The 20,159-nt window shown below is 52.3% G+C and carries 20 protein-coding genes; 17 read left to right on the top strand and 3 right to left on the bottom strand.

Annotated features, from left to right (window positions below):
- Positions 1-166: 166 nt before the first annotated feature.
- The 17 genes from QTO31_RS08105 to QTO31_RS08025 all read left to right on the top strand — a co-directional run bounded on the left by QTO31_RS08105 (position 167) and on the right by QTO31_RS08025 (position 16,766).
- A complete protein-coding gene (locus QTO31_RS08105; protein WP_301428688.1) occupies positions 167-2,476 on the top strand; it encodes a transketolase-like TK C-terminal-containing protein in 2,310 nt (769 codons plus the stop codon).
- A gap of 394 nt (positions 2,477-2,870) precedes the next feature.
- Positions 2,871-3,386: a thiol peroxidase gene (gene tpx / locus QTO31_RS08100; RefSeq protein WP_301428687.1), complete on the top strand. Its 516-nt coding sequence runs from the start codon at positions 2,871-2,873 to the stop codon at positions 3,384-3,386.
- A 244-nt stretch (positions 3,387-3,630) separates the two neighbouring features.
- Positions 3,631-4,347 (top strand): 30S ribosomal protein S2, encoded by a 717-nt coding sequence (rpsB, locus tag QTO31_RS08095; RefSeq protein ID WP_031459887.1) that lies wholly within the window; start codon positions 3,631-3,633, stop codon positions 4,345-4,347.
- Positions 4,348-4,508: 161 nt separating this feature from the next.
- Positions 4,509-5,036: a translation elongation factor Ts gene (tsf, locus tag QTO31_RS08090; protein WP_028459804.1), complete on the top strand. Its 528-nt coding sequence runs from the start codon at positions 4,509-4,511 to the stop codon at positions 5,034-5,036.
- Positions 5,037-5,105: 69 nt separating this feature from the next.
- Positions 5,106-5,840 carry a UMP kinase gene (pyrH, locus tag QTO31_RS08085; protein ID WP_031459886.1) on the top strand — a complete coding sequence of 245 codons (735 nt, stop codon included), beginning with the start codon at positions 5,106-5,108 and terminating at the stop codon, positions 5,838-5,840.
- Positions 5,840-6,397: a ribosome recycling factor gene (gene frr, locus QTO31_RS08080; protein ID WP_031459885.1), complete on the top strand. Its 558-nt coding sequence runs from the start codon at positions 5,840-5,842 to the stop codon at positions 6,395-6,397. The genes pyrH and frr overlap by 1 nt, the downstream gene beginning before the upstream one ends.
- Positions 6,398-6,422: 25 nt before the next feature.
- A complete protein-coding gene (locus tag QTO31_RS08075; protein ID WP_031459884.1) occupies positions 6,423-7,148 on the top strand; it encodes an isoprenyl transferase in 726 nt (241 codons plus the stop codon).
- Entirely contained in the window at positions 7,102-7,992 is an 891-nt protein-coding gene (locus QTO31_RS08070; RefSeq protein ID WP_301428684.1) for a phosphatidate cytidylyltransferase, read from the top strand. Before QTO31_RS08075 ends, QTO31_RS08070 begins: the two co-directional genes overlap by 47 nt.
- A gap of 35 nt (positions 7,993-8,027) precedes the next feature.
- Complete coding sequence (locus tag QTO31_RS08065) at positions 8,028-8,981, top strand: alpha/beta hydrolase (protein WP_301428682.1); 954 nt, start codon at positions 8,028-8,030, stop codon at positions 8,979-8,981.
- Positions 8,982-9,394: 413 nt separating this feature from the next.
- Positions 9,395-10,546 carry a glycosyltransferase family 87 protein gene (locus QTO31_RS08060; RefSeq protein WP_301428681.1) on the top strand — a complete coding sequence of 384 codons (1,152 nt, stop codon included), beginning with the start codon at positions 9,395-9,397 and terminating at the stop codon, positions 10,544-10,546.
- A 228-nt stretch (positions 10,547-10,774) separates the two neighbouring features.
- Positions 10,775-10,897: a hypothetical protein gene (locus tag QTO31_RS08055; protein WP_301428680.1), complete on the top strand. Its 123-nt coding sequence runs from the start codon at positions 10,775-10,777 to the stop codon at positions 10,895-10,897.
- A gap of 22 nt (positions 10,898-10,919) precedes the next feature.
- The gene (locus tag QTO31_RS08050) at positions 10,920-12,383 is read left to right on the top strand and encodes a cellulase family glycosylhydrolase (RefSeq protein WP_301428678.1); all 1,464 of its coding nucleotides are present in this window, start codon (positions 10,920-10,922) and stop codon (positions 12,381-12,383) included.
- A gap of 1,839 nt (positions 12,384-14,222) precedes the next feature.
- Positions 14,223-15,389 carry a M50 family metallopeptidase gene (locus QTO31_RS08045; protein WP_031460004.1) on the top strand — a complete coding sequence of 389 codons (1,167 nt, stop codon included), beginning with the start codon at positions 14,223-14,225 and terminating at the stop codon, positions 15,387-15,389.
- The gene (locus QTO31_RS08040; RefSeq protein ID WP_301428677.1) at positions 15,389-15,613 is read left to right on the top strand and encodes a hypothetical protein; all 225 of its coding nucleotides are present in this window, start codon (positions 15,389-15,391) and stop codon (positions 15,611-15,613) included. The genes QTO31_RS08045 and QTO31_RS08040 overlap by 1 nt, the downstream gene beginning before the upstream one ends.
- Positions 15,613-16,125: a CRISPR-associated protein Cas4 gene (gene cas4 / locus QTO31_RS08035; RefSeq protein ID WP_301428676.1), complete on the top strand. Its 513-nt coding sequence runs from the start codon at positions 15,613-15,615 to the stop codon at positions 16,123-16,125. The genes QTO31_RS08040 and cas4 overlap by 1 nt, the downstream gene beginning before the upstream one ends.
- A gap of 93 nt (positions 16,126-16,218) precedes the next feature.
- Positions 16,219-16,470, top strand: a complete 252-nt coding sequence (locus QTO31_RS08030; protein WP_031460001.1) for a hypothetical protein — start codon at positions 16,219-16,221, stop codon at positions 16,468-16,470.
- Complete coding sequence (locus tag QTO31_RS08025; protein WP_031460000.1) at positions 16,467-16,766, top strand: hypothetical protein; 300 nt, start codon at positions 16,467-16,469, stop codon at positions 16,764-16,766. The genes QTO31_RS08030 and QTO31_RS08025 overlap by 4 nt, the downstream gene beginning before the upstream one ends.
- A 322-nt stretch (positions 16,767-17,088) precedes the next feature.
- Here QTO31_RS08025 and QTO31_RS08020 read toward each other — a convergent pair whose 3' ends face one another.
- The 3 genes from QTO31_RS08020 to QTO31_RS08010 all read right to left on the bottom strand — a co-directional run bounded on the left by QTO31_RS08020 (position 17,089) and on the right by QTO31_RS08010 (position 19,901).
- Complete coding sequence (locus QTO31_RS08020; protein WP_301428675.1) at positions 17,089-17,700, bottom strand: biotin transporter BioY; 612 nt, start codon at positions 17,698-17,700, stop codon at positions 17,089-17,091.
- A 182-nt stretch (positions 17,701-17,882) separates the two neighbouring features.
- Entirely contained in the window at positions 17,883-18,914 is a 1,032-nt protein-coding gene (locus QTO31_RS08015; protein WP_031459998.1) for an alpha-ketoacid dehydrogenase subunit beta, read from the bottom strand.
- Between the two features lie 21 nt (positions 18,915-18,935).
- Positions 18,936-19,901: a thiamine pyrophosphate-dependent dehydrogenase E1 component subunit alpha gene (locus QTO31_RS08010; RefSeq protein WP_031459997.1), complete on the bottom strand. Its 966-nt coding sequence runs from the start codon at positions 19,899-19,901 to the stop codon at positions 18,936-18,938.
- Between the last annotated feature and the right edge of the window lie 258 nt (positions 19,902-20,159).

The following is a 20,159-nucleotide window of genomic DNA, read 5'->3' as shown; positions in this document are numbered from 1 at the left end:
GTAAGTGTTTGCCAGTAAACAACCTTGCCGACCAACCTCTCACCTCTTCGACAACGGACGAGGAAGGAAGAAGAATGCGTGGCGGCATTTCTTCCTTCTCGTTTCTCTTTCAGCTAATGCTATAATGGTTCCTAACCCCATACCGTGAACAAACAAGGAGCGATGTATGCCCCGTACCGAGCCAACTCCCGCGCTCATCAGCGCCACTGAAGAGGTGCAAAAGCGCGTGCTCTGGCTGGCCACATTGATGATCCATCATGCAAATCACGTGCGTCCCAACCACGACGGTGTGAAGGTCGGTGGTCATCAAGCCTCATCTGCCTCGATGGTGACGATCTTAACCACGCTGTACCTCCACTATCTACGCCCCGGCGACCGCGTTGCGGTCAAACCGCACGCTTCACCGGTGTATCACGCACTACAATATTTGCTCGGTCGATTAGATGCTCGTTATCTGACCCAACTCCGTGCATTCGGGGGTCTACAGGCCTACCCTTCACGGACAAAAGATCCCGATTCGCCCGATTTTTCAACCGGATCGGTTGGCCTGGGGGCCGTTGCCCCGGCATTTGCCGCGCTGAGTGCGCACTACGTGGCAGCCCACTTTGGCAGACCCGCTACGCAACGCTTTATTGCTTTGGTGGGTGACGCCGAACTTGATGAAGGGAATGTTTGGGAGGCTGTGCTCGATCCGGCACTCGGTGAACTCGATAATCTGCTGTGGATTGTTGATCTCAACCGCCAGAGCCTTGATCGCGTGGTACCTGGTATTCGTGCAGCCCATCTCAAACGCCTGTTCGCCGACAGTGGCTGGCGAGTATTGGAAGCAAAATACGGATGTCGCCTGCAAACGCTCTTTGCCCAACCCGATGGCGATCTCCTACGCACGCGCATCGACGAGATGAGCAACGAGGAATATCAAGCCCTGATCCGTTTACCGGGAGCCGAGCTACGTCCCCGGTTAACCAACGGCGACAAACGGCTCGCTCGTTTGCTCGATCAAGTACCCGATGCAGAGCTACCGGCAACACTGGCTAATCTTGGCGGTCACGATGTGACTGAACTGCTCAAGACATTCGCTGCCGCCGATGCTGAACCACGTCGGCCAACTATCATCTTTGCGTACACCATCAAAGGCTGGGGACTTCCCATTGCCGGTCATCCGCTCAACCACTCAATGCTCCTTAGCCCTGAACAAATCGAGACATTGCGCGAACAGTTTGGGATTCCACCCGGCCACGAATGGGATCGTCTCCCACCCGATTCACCTGGCGGAAGGCTGTGTGCCGAAGTCGCACACCGACTCTACGGTGTACCACCACAACCAAAGCCAACGCCGACGATCCCGTTGCCCGATGAAATTACGGTACCGACGAGTGGTATGATCAGTACCCAAGACACATTTGGACGCTTCCTGGTGCGCATCGCCGATCTCCCCGGCTTACGTGAGCGCATTGTTACCGCCTCTCCCGATGTATCGGTTTCAACCAATCTGGCCGGCTGGATCAACAAGACCGGTGTTTTTGCCCGTCGCGAAGAGCCGGATTTTGAAACTGAAGCCTACCGGATATTGCGTTGGCGACGTTGGCCAGGTGGACAGCACATCGAGTTAGGCATTTCTGAGATGAATCTCTTTATGTTGTTGGGGATGTTCGGGCTTGCCCACGATCTGATCGGCGAACCACTCATTCCCATCGGCACCGTCTATGACCCGTTTGTCTGTCGGGGGCTTGATGCCTTCATCTATGGTCTCTATTCAGGTGCTCGCTTTATCGTTGTTGGTACACCAAGTGGAATCACGCTCGCCCCTGAAGGTGGTGCACACCAATCCTCAGTAACAGCTTCATTAGGCATAGAACTACCGCAACTAACCAGTTTTGAACCATGTTTTGCCCTGGAAACCGCATGGCTCTTGCGCGAAGCCATCCGTCTATGTATCGATCCGCAAGGCTCGGCCAGCTACCTGCGTCTCTCAACCCGACCAATTGATCAGAACCTGCTGCAACCAGCCCTTGACCGGCTCGGCGCTACCGAATTACACCGACAGGTCCTCTTGGGTGGGTATCGGTTGATCGACCGGAACGACTACCAAGATCATCCCGATGCACCAATAGTGCACATCGTAACCAGTGGCGTTTTGGTACCGGAAGCAGTTGCAGCAGCCCACTATCTGCGCCGGGAAGGAGTGGCAGTCAACGTGATCAATCTTACCAGCGCCCGCCGTATCTACGAACGCTGGCGGCGTGGCAACGATCTGAGCTGGCTCTTCCCGCCAAATGAACGCACAGCGCCAATCGTGACTGTCCACGATGCGGCATCGCATGCGCTTGCATGGCTTGGATCAGTCTACGGCACTCCCCTACGCGCCCACGGGGTTGACCGATTTGGGCAATCAGGAAGCCGTGATGATCTCTACCGTGCGTTTCATCTCGATCCGCTGTCGATTGTTGAGACGGCGTTTGACCTGATAGACTAGACGGCGACAAAAAAAGACCTGGTAAGTGGAGCGATGGAACCCGTGCAATGCTCCGACGTGCCTGAGTTGCCTGGGTGCGCGGGCCACCGGCCCGCGTCGGGCAGAAATACTGGAGACGGCAGTCGGGTTGGGAACCCGCCCCGACCACGTGCTACCGCGCATCATTGGCGAGCGACCAGGAACCTGACCATAGACCACCTCGGCAAGGGCAGCAGTACGCCGTTGCACACACTGCGGACATTCCTCTCATCCTTCTCCCCCCTCCTCACCGCTGCCAGGTCGGGTGAGAACGTTGAAAACCCTACAGCCACATTCACCATATTGACAGACAACGTTCCTTTTTCTACACTAGTAATGCAAGAGTCGTGTATAACAAAGAAAGGTAGCGAAACGTATGACCATCGAGCGCCCGGAAGCGTTCGTCTTCTTTGGTCCACAGACCGTCGTTGGCCCGGAACTGAAGCCGGGGGATAAAGCTCCCGATTTCACCCTGATCAACAACAAATTGCAACCGGTCACCCTAGCAGATTTTGCCGGCAAGCCCCTATTAATTAGTGTGGTCCCATCACTCGATACGGGTGTGTGCAGCAAACAAACGACTCGTTTCAACGAAGAGGCAGCTCGCTTGGCCGGACAAGCCAACTTTATCACGGTTAGCGCCGACCTACCCTTTGCGCAGGCACGTTGGTGTGGAGCCAATCACGCTGACGCGATCCAGACCCTTTCCGATCACCGTGATATGAGTTTCGGCATGGCTTACGGTACCTATGTTCCCGCGTATCGGATCGAGCAACGTGCGGTCTTTGTCGTTGATCGCGAGGGGATCATTCGCTATAGCGAGTACGTACCGGTCGCCGGTCAAGAACCAAACTACGATGCGGCGCTAGAGGTGCTCAAATCGCTCCTCTAGGTACGCAATAGAAACACCAACAGCGTCGGTTATACCCTCTTCTCGCTAAGGCAGGTCACATCCCGCTTCGTCGATCAAGGGAGCGCTTGCCGCCTGCGCTCCCTTGTGCTATACTGCCCGTCGGCATAATGGAATGCCAAAATACACACACCCAGAGGCACAGTCGCTCCTCCGGTGTACACCGGCCCAGACTGTGAGACACAATGGGTGGAGGGGTTTTAGCCAGAAAAGGAGCAAACCAGGTATGACACAAGCATTGCCGCGCGTTGTTACGATTCGTGAGTTGTTGGAAGCGGGTGCACACTTCGGCCATCCCACCAATCGTTGGAATCCGAAGATGAAGCCGTACATCTTCACCGCCCGCAACGGAATCCACATTATCGACCTGCAACAGACGGTAGCCGGTCTGAGCCGAGCGTACCAGTTCATTACTGAACTTACTGCGCGCGGCGAAAAAATTCTCTTCGTTGGCACCAAAAAGCAGGCACAAGAGGCAGTTATGGAAGAGGCCACCCGCTCCGGTCAGTATTATGTCAATCAGCGCTGGCTGGGCGGAACGCTAACAAACTTTGCAACCATTAAGCGCCGTCTGAAGCTACTGAGCGATCTGGAAGAACAGCGCGACCGTGGCGAGTTTGCCCGTCTGACTAAGGCAGAAGCGGCCAAGCTTGAAGAGAAGATTGTGCGCCTCAACCGAGTGTTTGCCGGGTTGAAGGGGATGGAGCGTCTACCAGGCGCCGTCTTCATTGTTGATCCGCGCAAGGAAGAACTGGCGGTGCGTGAAGCGGCTAAACAAGGTATTCCCATTGTTGCCATGGTTGACACCAACTGCGATCCCGATCCAATTGATTATGTGATCCCGTGTAACGACGACGCGATCCGCGGTATTCGCCTCATGGCCGGCAAGATTGCCGATGCGGCGCTTGAGGGAATACGTCGGCGTGAAGAAACCCAGCAGTAATGTGCTGGGAGTCTGGTATCTGAGCACGCCAGGTAGGAATGCCTGGTTTGACAGGCCAAACCGACACGCACGGGGGGGCAATAGCCCCTCCGTCGCACGATCCAAACGTATGCGAACTATCACGAAGGATATACGACATTATAGCCAGAGGGAGTACTACTGTGGCGGTATCAATTGAATTGGTCAAAGAATTGCGTGAACGCACCGGCGCCGGTATTAAGGAATGTCGCGATATTCTCGAACAGACCGGTGGTGACATCAACAAGGCGATTGAAATTCTCCGTGAGCGAGGGATCGAGGCCGCCGCGAAGAAAGCCTCGCGTGAAGCCAGAGAAGGCCTGATCGGTGTCTACGTTCACTACGGCTCACGCATTGCAGCTATGGTCGAACTAAGCTGTGAAACCGACTTTGTCGCCCGCACTGCGGAGTTTGGGCAACTGGCTAACGATCTGGCCCAACACATTGTGGCGCTCAATCCACGTTTTATCAGCGCCAATGAGGTAACTGATGAGATGATCGCCGAGAGCGGCCAATCGCGGCAGGCCTTCCTCGAAGAAACGGTACTCCTCGAGCAGAAGTTTATCAAAGACCCAGCCCGTACCATCGAAGAAAAGATCAAAGAGGCAATTGCCAAACTAGGTGAAAATATCGTTGTCCGGCGGTTTGTCCGCTATGAGGTCGGTGCATAGGAAGAAGGAATCCGGACGGTTGTTCTCAGGAAACGACCGTCCGGTTCGTTACCAATGGTGAGTTATTCTATGCAGCAGCCAAAATATCGCCGGATCTTAATTAAACTGAGCGGCGAACAGATCAAAGGGAGCGATGGCGAGGTCATTAGCTACGACATGCTCGATTTCCTCGCCCAGGAGATCGGTCGCGTTCATCGCCATGGGGTAGAAGTCGCTGTTGTGGTCGGCGGTGGTAATATCTGGCGTGGTCACCGTGCTATCGAGCGGGGAATGGATGCCGCCCAGTCGCATTACATGGGAATGCTGGCGACCATTATCAACGCGCTGGCTATGCAAGATGCCCTCGAACGCCACGGTCTCGATACCCGTGCCATGACGGCGATCAAAATGGACGAGGTTGCCGAACCGTATATTCGCCGACGGGCAACTCATCATCTGGAAAAGGGACGAGTGATCATCCTGGCCGCCGGTACCGGCAACCCCTATTTCACCACCGATTCGGCTGCGGCGCTTCGTGCAGCCGAAATTCACGCCGAGGTCATCTTGATGGCCAAAAATGGTGTTGACGGTGTCTATGATGATGATCCACGCCGTAATCCAGCGGCTACGCGCTTCGATCATATTCACTATCTCGAAGCGATCAATCGCGGGCTAACCGTTATGGATAGTACAGCCCTTACCTTCTGTATGGATAACAATCTGCCGATAATCGTCTTTAACGCCCTCGAACCCGGTACAATCGAGCGGATCGTTATGGGAGAACACGTGGGAACTCTTGTGAGTAATCAGCGAGGAGGCGCGTGATGCTAAACGATGTCATCTCTGAGTATGAGGCACACCTGAAAAAGGCGACCGAAGCATTGCGTCATCACCTGGCGTCGATCCGAACAGGACGCGCCTCGTCGGCATTGGTGGAACATTTGCACGTTGATGCTTACGGAACCACACTACCGCTCAATCAACTGGCCAGTATCAGTGTTCCCGAAGCACGTCTGATCGTCATTCAGCCTTACGATGCTTCTATGATCAAGGCTATCGAAAAGGCAATCCAGCAATCGGATCTGGGTTTAAATCCTAGCAACGACGGACGTGTGATCAGATTACCCGTTCCACCACTGACCGAAGAACGGCGCCGTGAGCTGGTGAAGATGGTACGCCATCGAGTTGAAGAGGTGAAGATTTCGGTACGCAATCAACGCCGTAACGCAATCGATGATTTGAAGAAGCTAGAAGCGGAAAAGCTGATTAGCGAAGATGAACTACACCGCGGCCAAGATCGCATTCAGCAGTTGACCGATCGCTGTGTCCGCGAGCTTGATCAGATCGGAGCCGAAAAAGAAGCAGAAGTGATGGCAGTCTAGGGTCGTCACTGAGAGGCACTGTTGTATGAGCGAGGATGGTGTACTGGCCGGTGCAACGATTCCGCGACACATTGCGGTAATTATGGATGGCAATGGGCGTTGGGCGCAGCAACGCGGCTTACCGCGCCTCGCTGGTCATCGTGCCGGAACAGAGAATATCCGCCCAATTGTAACAGAATGTGCTCGCATTGGGGTACAGGTACTGACCCTGTACGCCTTTTCGACCGAAAACTGGAATCGACCATCGCTCGAGGTGCAGGGGCTCATGCAAATTTTGAGCGAGTTCATTGACCGTGAGATTCAAAATCTGCATGCCCAGAATGTCCATTTGCGCCATCTGGGGCGTCTTCATGGCCTTAGTCCGCATCTACGCGAGAAGGTCAACTATGCCATCGAACTCACTCGTCACAATACCGGTTTGACACTGGCGATTGCGTTTAATTACGGTGGCAGGGCTGATATTGTTGATGCGGTACGCGCTATCGTTGCTAGCGGTATTCCCGCCGATCAAATTACTGATGAAGTCATCAGTGCTCACCTCTCAACCCATGGTTTACCCGATCCTGATATGATCATTCGCACCAGCGGAGAACGACGACTCTCAAATTTTCTGATCTGGCAGTCGGCCTATAGCGAGTACTGGTTTACGCCAGTGTTTTGGCCCGATTTTCGACCCGAGCATTTGCATCAGGCAATTCTTGATTATGGACGGCGCGAACGCCGCTTCGGCGGGCTCCCCAAGCCGAACTAATGCACTTGCCATCCGTATTGCAAGTGTCGTTGTGTTGCTACCACTGATTATCGCCGGTGTCTGGTGGCCGCCAACGACGGTGTTGCTGGCTGGTGTAGCTACCTCGCTGGCGATTGGTGAGTTGTTCGCAATGTTTCGCCACGGTGGTTATCAACCACGACTGGCTGAGGGTCTCACGATTGGCTGGCTGATCTGTGCCGCAACGTTTTTTCAGCCGCTGACAACCATCGATCTCATGCTGGCGGCAATGTTCGTGGCGATTATCGGTACGCTGATTACCGAAATTGCACGCCGCAATCGCCAGACCAGTCTGCTAAGTTGGGCACTGACACTGGCTGGCGCCTATTACGTTGGTGGCTTGCTCAGCAGTTATCTTTTATTACGTCAACTTGAACAACCGCTGCAGGGCGGTTGGCTTGCATTTGCCCACATCCCACCAGGTGCAGCATGGGTGTTTTTTACGCTAGCCATAACCTGGCTGCAAGATACCGGTGCCTTTTTCGTTGGACGAGCTTTTGGGCGCACCAAAATGGCGCCAACACTCAGCCCCAAAAAGAGTTGGGAAGGCTTCGCCGGTGGGATGGCAGCAGCTATCGCAACGGCCCTATTTTGTGTCCCACTGTTAGGGCTACCGATTACTTTAGGGGAAGCCGTCATTCTGGGTGTCGTAGCTGGCATCTTCGGCCCCCTGGGCGATCTGGCTGAGTCGCTTATCAAACGACAGGTCGGCGTCAAAGACTCAGGATTTATCATTCCCGGTCATGGTGGTATTCTGGATCGCATTGACAGCATTCTCTTCACCGGACCGGTTGTGTACTACCTGGTTGTTATCTTTCTCCAGTAACAACTGCCGTTCCGCACTGTAAACAGGATCAGGAAATGACTACAGCGATTGATATCCAACAGCAATGGGTTCCTGATATTGTGCTATCCGGTTTTGAAGTACGATCAATCAACCTGGTCAGTGGTCGAGCTGTGCTGATCCGCCAGAGTAATCCACCAGTACAAGGGAGAGCTGTTCTCTACGTGCACGGATATTCTGACTACTTTTTTCAAGCTCACCTTGCCGATGTCTTCCGTGACCATGGTTATGCGTTCTACGCGATAGATCTCCCCGGTCACGGACGAGCGACCGATCCGGGACAGATTCCCTGTTTTTACCGCAATATCGCCGATTTTTATCCATTTCTCGACGCCGCCATCACCGTGATCGATGCTGAGCAGCAGCGACCTTGGATCGTACTGCACGGTCATTCGGCTGGTGGGTTAGTTACCGCACTCTACGCTGCTGAAGGCCAACGCCGTGATCGGATTAGTGCTCTTGCGCTCAATAGCCCATTCTTTGATTTTTTCATTGATCGCCTGACACGGGCATCAATCCCGCTGGTGATGCTTATCGGTCGTATTCAGCCCTCGCGAATAGTTGGCAAGCTCTCTTCAGTGTATGGCGAGAGCATTTACCGTGGTACGGGTGGTGAATGGGAATTCGACCAGCGCTGGAAGCCGGTCAACGGAATTCCAATGCGTGCCGGAACAGCACGAGCCATCTTGTTAGCCCAACGACGCCTGCGGCGCGGCCTCGGCATCCGCTGTCCGATTTTCATTGCCCATTCGGCACGCTCTGCCTGGCCGGTAGCCGGTAACCCCGAGGTTCAACGGGCTGACGTTGTGCTCGATGTTGCCCATATGCGTCGTGATGGTCCAAAACTGGGCGACGATGTGACTATGGTTGCCATTGAAGGAGGCATCCACGATCTGGCACTCTCTGCCAAACCGGTGCGCGAACACTATTTTAAGGAAATGATGAGCTGGTTGGCGGAAGTAGGGGGGTGAAGGTGGGAATACATGAAAGCAGCGAGTAGTCCGTTCCGTAGAGCCTACGTGCACACAAGGCGATCAATCTACCACCTGGGAGAAAGATACCCGCAGATGAACGGCATCTTACTGATAGGTATTCAAGTAGAAATGACACACTGAATGGAAGCCGTTTCATTGCTTCGCTCTGAGACTACAGACGTTTTAGACACTGTTTTTCTACTTAAAGATATTATGATTGCGGAGTTGTCACCATGAGCATGTCTCTTCTCATAAGCGTGCTTTGGGCTATAGTTATACTCCTGGCATATTTCCAATTTTGGCCTATTGTGCAGAAACAGAAACTGTCACCGCTAACAGCTTGTCTATTGATCGCTTCTCTTGCTTTCATATCCAGGCAAATACCCTGCATTCTGTTACCTATGGGGGCAATGTATGATATCGATTCATATCGCATGGTAGGTAGTGTCATTTTGCAGGGCGGAGATGTCTACAGTCATCCTGACCTTGTTAAGCGTTATCCATACTTACCACTACAAATGTACTGGATGGCCTTTTCAGTGTGGTTCTCTGAACACTTCCAACTTTCATTAGTAAAAGTTGTGAAACAGGCCCCCATAATGGCAGACGTGGGAATAGCGATAATATTATTTAGGTACTTTCATCGAAGTAATCAAACCGAGATCGCTCTTCATAGTGGTTTGCTGTATGCTCTAAATCCTATAGCTATCTTTGTGTCTGCATACCATGGCCAGTTCGATGCTATTCCCACTCTATGCATCTTACTTGCAATCTATTGGCTTGATCGTTCACCACTAATAGCGGGTTTTTGGCATGGATTGGGAATTCTTGATAAAAGCTGGCCGGTATTAGCTATCTTTTCTTTAGTAAAGAGCATCAGTGGTTGGAGAAAGAAATTTTATTTTCTTTGTGCTACCTTCACAATTCCTCTCACTGGTGTTATCCTATATGTAATCCTATTTCCATCAAATTTAGTAGATGTTCTTACCCGTGCTCTCGGATATAACCACGGCGTGGGAGTATGGGGTTACACTTCTATTATTCGTATGATTGCGGTTCTTAATCCTAATCTCAGCTTTTTATTTTTGTTGTTCATTGAGAATGGTCGGTACTTAACACTCGGCATCCTTGGCTTGGTTTGGATAATTCGCGCAAGAAGCGAGATGCCACACGAAGGAGTTCTAACGATACTTCTTGCTTTCTTTGCCGGGACTCACGCATTTTCTATACAATATCTTATGTGGCTTGTACCATTTGCTATCTTAAGCAGAGATTTTCGATTTCTGAAATTTTACACTCTGGGAGCTTTTGGATACATGTTGTTAACATATTCAACACTGATATTAGAGCCTCATATCTATAGCCTGTTTACCCAACAACAAGCAGATTGGATTATCATTCTATCTAGTTTTCCTGCCTGGATTGTAACCATCTATTGGTTGAAACAACGTTTGTTTAGAATCCACAAACGGTTGAGTGAAACGGTGAAAAACAGCTTATCCGAGCAGCTTAGCCCGATCTTCAATAAGCTTGATCAGTCTCGTCCAACGGAGCATAAATAACTCGTTTGCAATAGAACCAGTTTGCTAAGAAGTTTAACCGGTTACTGGAACTATTCCCTTGCCGTCTGGTTTACTATGCGTATCATGGGATGGAACGAAGCGCGAACTCCGTGAAGTGACAATACCAACACTATCACACACTTGAGACATCCTATGGCTACTACCGTCAACTCCTTAATTATCACCTCAAACGGCATTGAAATCTGATCGTCTAGCGGTCGTAGTTCTATGGTTGAGCAGCATGATGATGGTCGCATTCGAGTAGTGCTCGAAGGGAGCAATTCGTATAGCGTCGAACAGCAGCAGACTTGTCTGACAACCTGGTTACCTGCTATTCACTATCAGCCTTGAAAACATTGAAAGGAGGAATTCATTGCACCGCCATCGTCTTCTCGTCTTGCTTGCAGTATGGCTTATCGTCGTTGTGTTACCCGTAACAGCACAGCCTTCAACAAGCATTTCCACCATCTACCTCCCCCTGGTTGCGACAAACACGATCCGACCGTTTGGCTTTGAGACAAATACTGGCTGGCTTTACAATTCGGACGTCAAAACTCAAGCTGCCAACCTTAATGCGCACTGGGTGCGTTTGAATACGCTGAGCTGGCGAGAGGCGCAACCAACCGCCACCAGTCCGATCAACTGGAATGCCACCAGCTTCCAACAATTCGAGCAAGAGGTATTAGCTGCGAATCAGCTTGGGTTGCAGGTCATGGCCGTTATTGACGATCACCCATCGTGGGCCACTGGAAGTAATCATATCTGTGCAGCTATACTCGACGAGTACCACGATGAGTTCGCAGCATTTGTGCGAGCAGTGGTTGCAAAGTATAGCCAGTATCCGTACCTTGTGCGCTACTGGGAACTGGGTAATGAACCAGACGTTGATCCCAGATTAGTTGGCGAAAACTTTCCCTTCGGTTGCTGGGGAGTTATCGAGGATGAATACTACGGTGGCGAGCGCTACGGTCGAATGTTAATGAGGGTCACACCGCACATTCGAGCTGCCGATCCAGGAGCAAAGGTAGTTTTTGGTGGTTTGTTGCTAGCACGACCGGAAAACCGACCAACCAACACCGATGGTAAGCCGTTTAATTTCCTGGAAGGTGCACTCCGTGCTGGTGCTGGCCCTTATTTTGATATACTGGCCTTTCATACTTACCCAACCTTTTTTGAACGGATTGGTATGAATAGTGCGCATATTGACTTCGATAAGGATGCTCAAACCTTTGGTGGGGTCTGGCTGTCACGTGGCGGTGCAACCCTTGGCAAGATTATGTTCTTACGTGAGGTAATGCAACGCTACGGTATTAATAAGCCACTCTTTCTCAATGAAACCGGTCTGCGCTGTGATGACCGTTATACGTCTATTTCTGGCTCATGTGCAGCAGCCTCTTCGGTCTTCGAGCAGGCAAAAGCCAACCATTTGATTCGCTCGTCGATGCGGGCAATAGCCGCTGGTGTAGAGTCGTACATCTGGTATACCCTGCAAGGACCTGGTTGGAGCCAAACTGCCTTACTGGATGCTACTCAACAGCCGCGTCCGGCATTCACCGCAATGAAAGTCGCGATCGAACGATTGAATGAAGTACGCATACCTCCACAATCATTCACCGGCTACGGCAGTGGGATCGAAGCCTACCGATTTAGCGGTAACGGCTTTGTGCTCGATGTGATCTGGTCGGTTGATCACACAACCCGGCAGATTTCATTACCGGCCAGCGCTGTGATAGCAGCGTATAGTCGAGACGGCAACCCGATAACACCAACGATCAGTGGCGGCATAGCAACGTTCAACGTTGGTTTTGAGAATATCTATCTCAAGCGACAACCATAGTTGGCTGCCTCAACCTATCGTTGCCGGAACGTTCGACGCCGATTATCGTGCAGTGTGCATTGGTGCATAAATACACCATCGTAGGCGGGTTTGAAACCCGCCTCTACGATGCATTGATGGGCAAGATTGACAGGATAACGCAAGCTTGCTCCAGACCAGCGGTGGAATTGGTTTCGAGAATATCTATCCCAAGCGACAACCATAGTTGGCTGCCTCAACCTATCGTTGCCGGAACGTTCGACGCCGATTATCGTGCAGTGTGCATTGGTGCATAAATACACCATCGTAGGCGGGTTTGAAACCCGCCTCTACGATGCATTGATGGGCAAGATTGACAGGATAACGCAAGCTTGCTCCAGACCAGCGGTGGAATTGGTTTTGAGAATATCTATCTCAAGCGACAACCCTAGTTGGCTGCCTCAACCTATTGTTGCCGGAACGTTCGACGCCGATTATCGTGCAGTGTGCATTGGTGCATAAATACACCATCGTAGGCGGGTTTGAAACCCGCCTCTACGATGCATTGATGGGCAAGATTGACAGGATAACGCGAGCTTGCTCCAGACCAGCGGTGGAATTGGTTTTGAGAATATCTATCTCAAGCGACAACCATAGTTGGCTGCCTCAACCTATCGTTGCCGGAACGTTCGACGCCGATTATCGTGCAGTGTGCATTGGTGCATAAATACACCATCGTAGGCGGGTTTGAAACCCGCCTCTACGATGCATTGATGGGCAAGATTGACAGGATAACGCAAGCTTGCTCCAGACCAGCGGTGGAATTGGTTTCGAGAATATCTATCCCAAGCGACAACCATAGTTGGCTGCCTCAACCTATCGTTGCCGGAACGTTCGACGCCGATTATCGTGCAGTGTGCATTGGTGCATAAATACACCATCGTAGGCGGGTTTGAAACCCGCCTCTACGATGCATTGATGGGCAAGATTGACAGGATAACGCAAGCTTGCTCCAGACCAGCGGTGGAATTGGTTTCGAGAATATCTATCTCAAGCGACAACCCTAGTTGGCTGCCTCAACCTATCGTTGCCGGAACGTTCGACGCCGATTATCGTGCAGTGTGCATTGGTGCATAAATACACCATCGTAGGCGGGTTTGAAACCCACCTCTACGATGCACTGATGGGCAAGATTGACAGGATAACGCGAGCTTGCTCCAGACCAGCGGTGGAACGAGAAACTGCACCACTCGCACACGTTGTGAATAGATTCGGAACCCGGTTCTTTTCGCGCTTTTCTCTCTCTCCGCACTCTGCTTCAGGACTTATCAATTCTCCGACATTGTGGTAAACAGAGAGGCTGAACTCGGATCGGAGGAGGGAGCGATGAGCGACGAGCAACACAACGGGTTGCACGCCTCTCTGCGGGAAATACCGCATCACCATCGCCGTCAAGGGCGTATCTCCCCCGTGGTGAACATGGTGGGTGGAAGCCGATGACGCGATGCGGACCGCTCTGGAGCAGGAATGTGGCTGGCCGAACGTGCGCTGGGTGTTGGGTGTGAGACGTGACGTATCAGGAAGACCACACTCATGCGCGAACGGTTGGCTGGCCGCTCCACGCCATCCGCTGCGTGGCGATGAACATCATTCGTCGGCAAGGCTTCCGTTACATTCCTGATGAACATCGGGCAGCCTCCGCACGCCCAGACCGTGGCCTGGTTTGGTTGGGTATGTATTAGAGAGTTGATAAGCCCTGACTCTGCTTGGGTTTCCCTTGACTCAGCCGCTTCAATCCGGTACACTACTCTTGCATACGAGCGGCGACGAGCTACCTGCTCGTCGCCGCCATTACTCTACCCAGCCCTATTGGAGCGTGCTATGCTCATGACAACTGCAAATAACATCTGGCAACAGGTTACAGGTACTATTTTCGATCCGTTATTGACCGTTCTCGTCTTTCTCCTAATGCTCAGTCTGCTCGTATTCGTTCACGAGCTGGGCCATCTGTGGATGGGTTTACGCATGGGCATTAAGGTTGAAGAGTTTGGGATCGGCTTTCCCCCGCGGGCGCTGGTCCTCTTCGAGCGGAACGGGATTAAGTACACGCTGAACTGGCTGCCTCTAGGCGGTTTTGTTCGCTTTGCCGGAATGGATGGCGAGAAAGATGCCGTGTACGGTACCGGAAGTCTGGCTACTGCACCACCCTGGCGCAAAATTCCGGTGATGCTGGCCGGCCCGTTGATGAATTTTGTTCTGGCGGTAGTAATCTTTTCCGTGCTCTTTGCGACCGTCGGTGTGCCTACTCCAACCGGTCGCATGCAGATCAGTAATGTGTATCCCGGCACGCCGGCGGCAATCGCTGGGTTTCAAGCTGGTGATGAGCTGATCCGGCTCGATGGTCAGTCCATTAGCAATGAAAACACCATCCGTGAGATAGCTCAGCGCCGTGTAGGAAGTGCTATCGAAGCAGTAGTTATTCGTGATGGTGTTGAAGTCACGTTAACGGTAACTCCAGGCCCATGGACAGCTCCTGATGGCCGTGAGTTCAGCGCCGGTTTTGGGTTCAGTTATGGTGCTGCGGTGGTTAATCAGCGGGTTAACCCAATTGCTGCGATTGGCGTCGGCTTTATGCACAGTGTCGAACTGACCGGACGCATGGTGATGATGCTAGGCGAGCTACCGGCTGCTTTGGCCGGTCTGTTCAGCCCTACACCACCTCCAACCGGCGAGCCACTTGGTCCGGTTGGGATTGCACGGGCAACTGGCGAGGTGATCCGACAACCCGATGGCTTCATTTCATTTTGGTCGCTGACGGCAGTACTGAGTCTTAATCTCTTTATTCTGAACCTGTTACCGATTCCAGCCCTTGATGGGAGTCACATTCTCTTTGCGCTGATTGAATGGATACGTGGTAAGAAACTGCCGCCTGAAAAAGAGGCGCTGGTACACGCTTTCGGGTTTATGGCCCTGATGGGCTTGATGGTGCTATTAACGGTCAATGACGTGTTGAACGCAGTACAGGGAACACCAATCTTTGGTCGCTGATGGATGTCATTCGAGCCAGTGAATTGGGTGAATACTACTATTGTGCGCGGTCGTGGTGGCTACGCCGGGTCGTTGGCCTCAAGCCGACCGGTGTCGAGCGTCGTGAACTCGGCACAATCGCTCACATCCGGCATGGATGGTTAGTAGCAACGAGCCAACGTCTCCTCTGGATCGGATTGGGCTTGCTGATCAGCGGCGTTGGCCTGATTATCTGGGCAAGCTGATGGTAGCGCTAGGGATTGCGCTGATTCTGGGTGCCATCGGGATATTTGTACTGGCCTTTATCTTGCGGCAGCGTAGCGGTTTACCCTGGGTCAGAGTGGTGAGCCAGGATGTCAGTGAAGCTCGCACGTTGGCTCGTCCGCTTTATAGTGCACGCCTGGGCTTGACCGGCAAACCGGATTATGTGCTGCAACGCGGGTCGGACCTGATACCGGTTGAAGTGAAACCTAATCGCTACGCACAGCAGCCGTACCGGTCTGATCTAATGCAGTTGGCTGCTTACCTTGTCTTGATCGAGGAAACTACCGGTACGGCCCCACCGTATGGTCTGCTGCGCTACGCTGAAGCAACGTTTCGATTACCTTATACAGCAGCCGTGCGTGCTGAAGTACTGACGACCCTGAGCGAAATGCATGACCTGTTACGAGCAACCGATGTTGCCCGTGATCACGAAGATGCTGCACGCTGCCGTAAATGTGGTTTTCGCGATCAGTGTGAAGATGCGTTGAGTTAATACTGAGGGAAACAGACAGTGTTTGCCAGACATGTGTGGTACCATGAAGTTTGGATGCCAGACATATAGTGCATATTATCGGCGAGAGATTGTATGCAGCTCACCAGTGATGATTTAATCGCAGCGATTGCCGAACATTTAGCCGGACGGTTGTCAATTGCACAGTTGGCAGACTGGGCATTCGACCGTTTCTACAGCCTCGAACAGGAAGAACTGATCGTACCAGCCGCTGAAGAGGAAGTTATTCGCGAGGTTCTTGACGAACTAATGTTTGCGGATGATGAAGCGTTTGCACTATCAGTCGAAGAGCTGCAACGCTTGATGGATCGATTGGCACGACTATGAAGATTCAATCGCATCCCCGTTTACGCGGCGTTATGATTGGCGATGAAGTCTACTCGTACCACTACCATCTGGCTGCCCGGGTCGCTGACATCTTCCCCGCCGCGGTCTGTGTCCGGATCGGTGTTCTATCTACCGAAACTCCGATGGAGCTAAGTCAAACACCGCAGTTATGGCGAGCTGATGAGATCGAGAACTTATCGGTGTGTCGGTATTGTGGGACACGCGATAATGTACGGGTTGTGAACGAGAACGGGATTCCGTTTAGGGTGTGTACACAGTGTCTCCCGGAAGAGTAGGGTCATTCCGAATAAGAGCCTATCTGAATGCCGCGTCGTTATGTGACACCTGGTGATGGGCAGAACACGATGTGACCAGCGTGTTGCGGTAGTTGAGATAGTGCGTCGCATCGTTATATCGCACATGGATTGTCCTGATGACCAACGCCGAGAGCAATGAACCGCTTCATTCGTATGGAAACACCTGCTGTAACCTTACGCCAGGCCTGTGGATGGGGAACCCGACTCTATCAGTGTAGCGACAGTTGCTGGTTCAGATACGCTCTCAGTAAGAAGGGGTAGGTTGGCGCCTACCCCTTATTCACCCTCTTTGCTTTTACATTCACGCTCGCCCACGGAGCCACTTTAACACCTGCCAGCCACCAGGCAAGACAGCGGCAGCCAGCACAATCTTGATTGCATCACCGATCAAGAAAGGAAGAACACCCTTTGTCAGGGCATTCTCTGCCCCGATAAAGAAAGCCAGCCAGGTTGCACCAATCAGATAGATCACCAGATTGGCCAATACCATCGAGGCCACTGCACTCAGAAAACGACGATCCCAACCACGTGCCGCCAGCCAGCCGGTAATTGTCGCTGCTATTGGGAACGAGATTAGATAGCCACCAGTAGCGCCGAACAGGTGATTATATCCGCCAGCACCACCGGCAAAGAAGGGAAGTCCGATTGCGCCTTCCAACAGATACAAGAGGAGCGCCATTAATCCTAGGCGTGGACCAAGGAGACTTCCGACCAGAACAACCCCCAATGTTTGACCGGTAATCGGTACTGGTGAGAACGGTAAGAGTGAAATGCGGATCTGCGCAGTTAAGGCGACAAACAGACTCCCCAGAACAACAAGTAATGTGTCGGCGACGAGGGGATAAGCTAGCCAACCCCTTCGTGGTAGAACGGCCTGTGCTAATGTCTCGTTGGTGGTTAATGTCCGATTCATGACACCTCCATCAGGTGCAAGCCTTTACCAGGATGGATAGATTATAGCCGACTCGGTTCCAACTGCCAACAAGAAGCACATCAACAATAGTGAAAGGTCTTTCACCTTCCCTCCAGCCTCTTTACTCTCCCACATGGGGAGCTGACCGTTATGTTCTGGAACGAGATATTTCGGATAGACTCTTAATACGCCAGCAACTCGCGTGCTGCGGCCAGAATTTTGGCCGCATTTGGCCGATACGCATCTTCGAGTGGTGGGCTGTAGGGTACCGGTGTATCGGGAGCGGCCAAGCGCGTAATTGGCGCATCAAGATATTCGAAGGCCTGTTCAACAATAATTGCCGCAACCTCGCCACCCACACCACAGGTGCGATTGGCTTCGTGAACGATCAAGACCTTACCGGTCTTACGTGCCGTTGCCAGGATCGCCGTTTCATCAAGTGGTTTCAGCGTGCGCAGATCGAGCACCTCGATGCTATGACCATCCTGTTCGAGCACGGTTGCTGCACTTAACGCCTCTTGTACCATCGCACCGTAGGCGATAATACTAAGCTCTTCACCACTGCGACGCACCACAGCCTGACCGATTGGAACAGGTACATCACCTTCGGGTACCAGACCCTTGAGTGAACGATATAAATACTTTGTCTCATAGTAGATAACCGGATTCGGGTCGCGGATCGCACTCAGTAACAGCCCATAGGCATCGGCAGGGGTAGCCGGTGCGACAACTTTTAGACCAGGCGTGTGCACAAACCATGCCTCATTTGACTGAGAATGAAACGGGCCAGCGCGCAAACCACCACCCCCAGGAGCACGCACGGTAATCGGCACCGGTTGACGCCATCGGAAATGATTGGTAGCCGCAAACTGTACTATTGCATCAAAACCGGTCGAGATAAAATCGGCAAACTGCATCTCTACAACCGGTCGAAAACCTTCAAACGACATACCAATCGCTGCGTACAACATGGCCAGTTCGGTCATCGGGGTATCAATAACCCGATCCTCGCCAAATTCCTCGATCAGCCCCTGCGTCACCTTAAACGCACCACCGTACACACCAATATCCTCTCCCATCAACAACACTCGCGCATCGCGTTGCATCTCAAAGCGAAGCGCAGCTCGGATCGCTTCCAGGTAAGTCAATTCGCGTGTGCCCTGTTCGCCATTGAGCACGGTCGTTGTTTTATGTAGGCCTTGATCCCAGGTCATCATCTTCCTCCTGTGCATAGCTTAAGCGTAGACACCATCAGTAAGAGTTGCCGGATCAGGGTACGGTGACGCTTCGGCAAAGGCCTGGGCTTCATCGAGTTCAGCTTCGATCCGCGCCAGGAGTGCAGCTAATGTTGCATCATCAAGTAATCCACGTGCTCGCAACACCTCTTCGATCCGGGCAATGGGATCACGTGCTTCCCATTCAGCAAGAAGTTCTTTGGGAACATAAGCCATATTATCGTGAATCGCATGACCGCGCATACGCATCGTTTTACATTCGATAAATGTCGGCCCGCCACCGGCCCGCGCCCGTTCTACTGCCTCACGTGCTGCGCGATAGACGGCAACAAAGTCATTCCCGTCAACGATCACTCCTGGCATCCCATAGCCGGCTGCCCGCTGTGCAATATGTTCAATCGCCATCTGACGACTCAACGGCGTTGAATATGCGTACTGATTATTTTCGCAAATAATCACCATCGGCAACTTAAAAACACTGGCCCAATTCATCGCTTCGTGAGCCAACCCCTGTGAGGCACTCCCATCGCCGAAAAAGCACATTGCAACCCGTGGTTCACCCTTCAGTTTGATAGCATGGGCGACACCGGCAATCACACCGGTAGAGGCCGGTAGATGGCTGATAAAGCCGATAATGCCCAGACTCAAGTCACCCATACCGTGAAGATTCGCATCGCGCCCACGAGTGACACCAGTCTCGCGGCCCAGCCATTGAGCCAGGATGCGTCGTGGGGTCAGCCCCCGCACTAAATACGCACCCAGATCACGGTGCATTGGGGCAATAATATCGTGCGGCCCAAGGCTGAGCGCTGCTGCAACACTAAGCGCTTCGTGCCCAATTTGTGAAAAATAACCACCGACAATCTTGCTCTGCTTATGCAAGAAGGTACCTCGGTCATCGAGCGCACGAGTGAGGCGCATCCAGTAGTGTGCTCGTTGCAACAGATCGTCATCAATTTCGTTCATGCCATCTCCCTCTCGCTACACATACAATCGGGCATCCATTGCCATCTTTATCATTGAACCGTGGGTATATCGTTATTGTACCCGATTACGTGAATGGGAGAGGAAGGCGAGAAAAGAGAATCGAGAAGATAGGAAACAGAAAAAAGGAATAGTGGGAGGAACTCCCTCCCATCTCTCGCTTCCTTTTACCCGGTGGAAGCGGGGAGAGGGTGAGGAGGTCAAAAAGAATAACAGCGTGCAGGAAGATTGTTTCCTGCA

The sequence above is a fragment of the Chloroflexus sp. MS-CIW-1 genome (assembly GCF_030444705.1).
Taxonomy (GTDB): Bacteria; Chloroflexota; Chloroflexia; order Chloroflexales; family Chloroflexaceae; genus Chloroflexus.
This window is presented reverse-complemented; position numbering and strand designations above follow the sequence as displayed.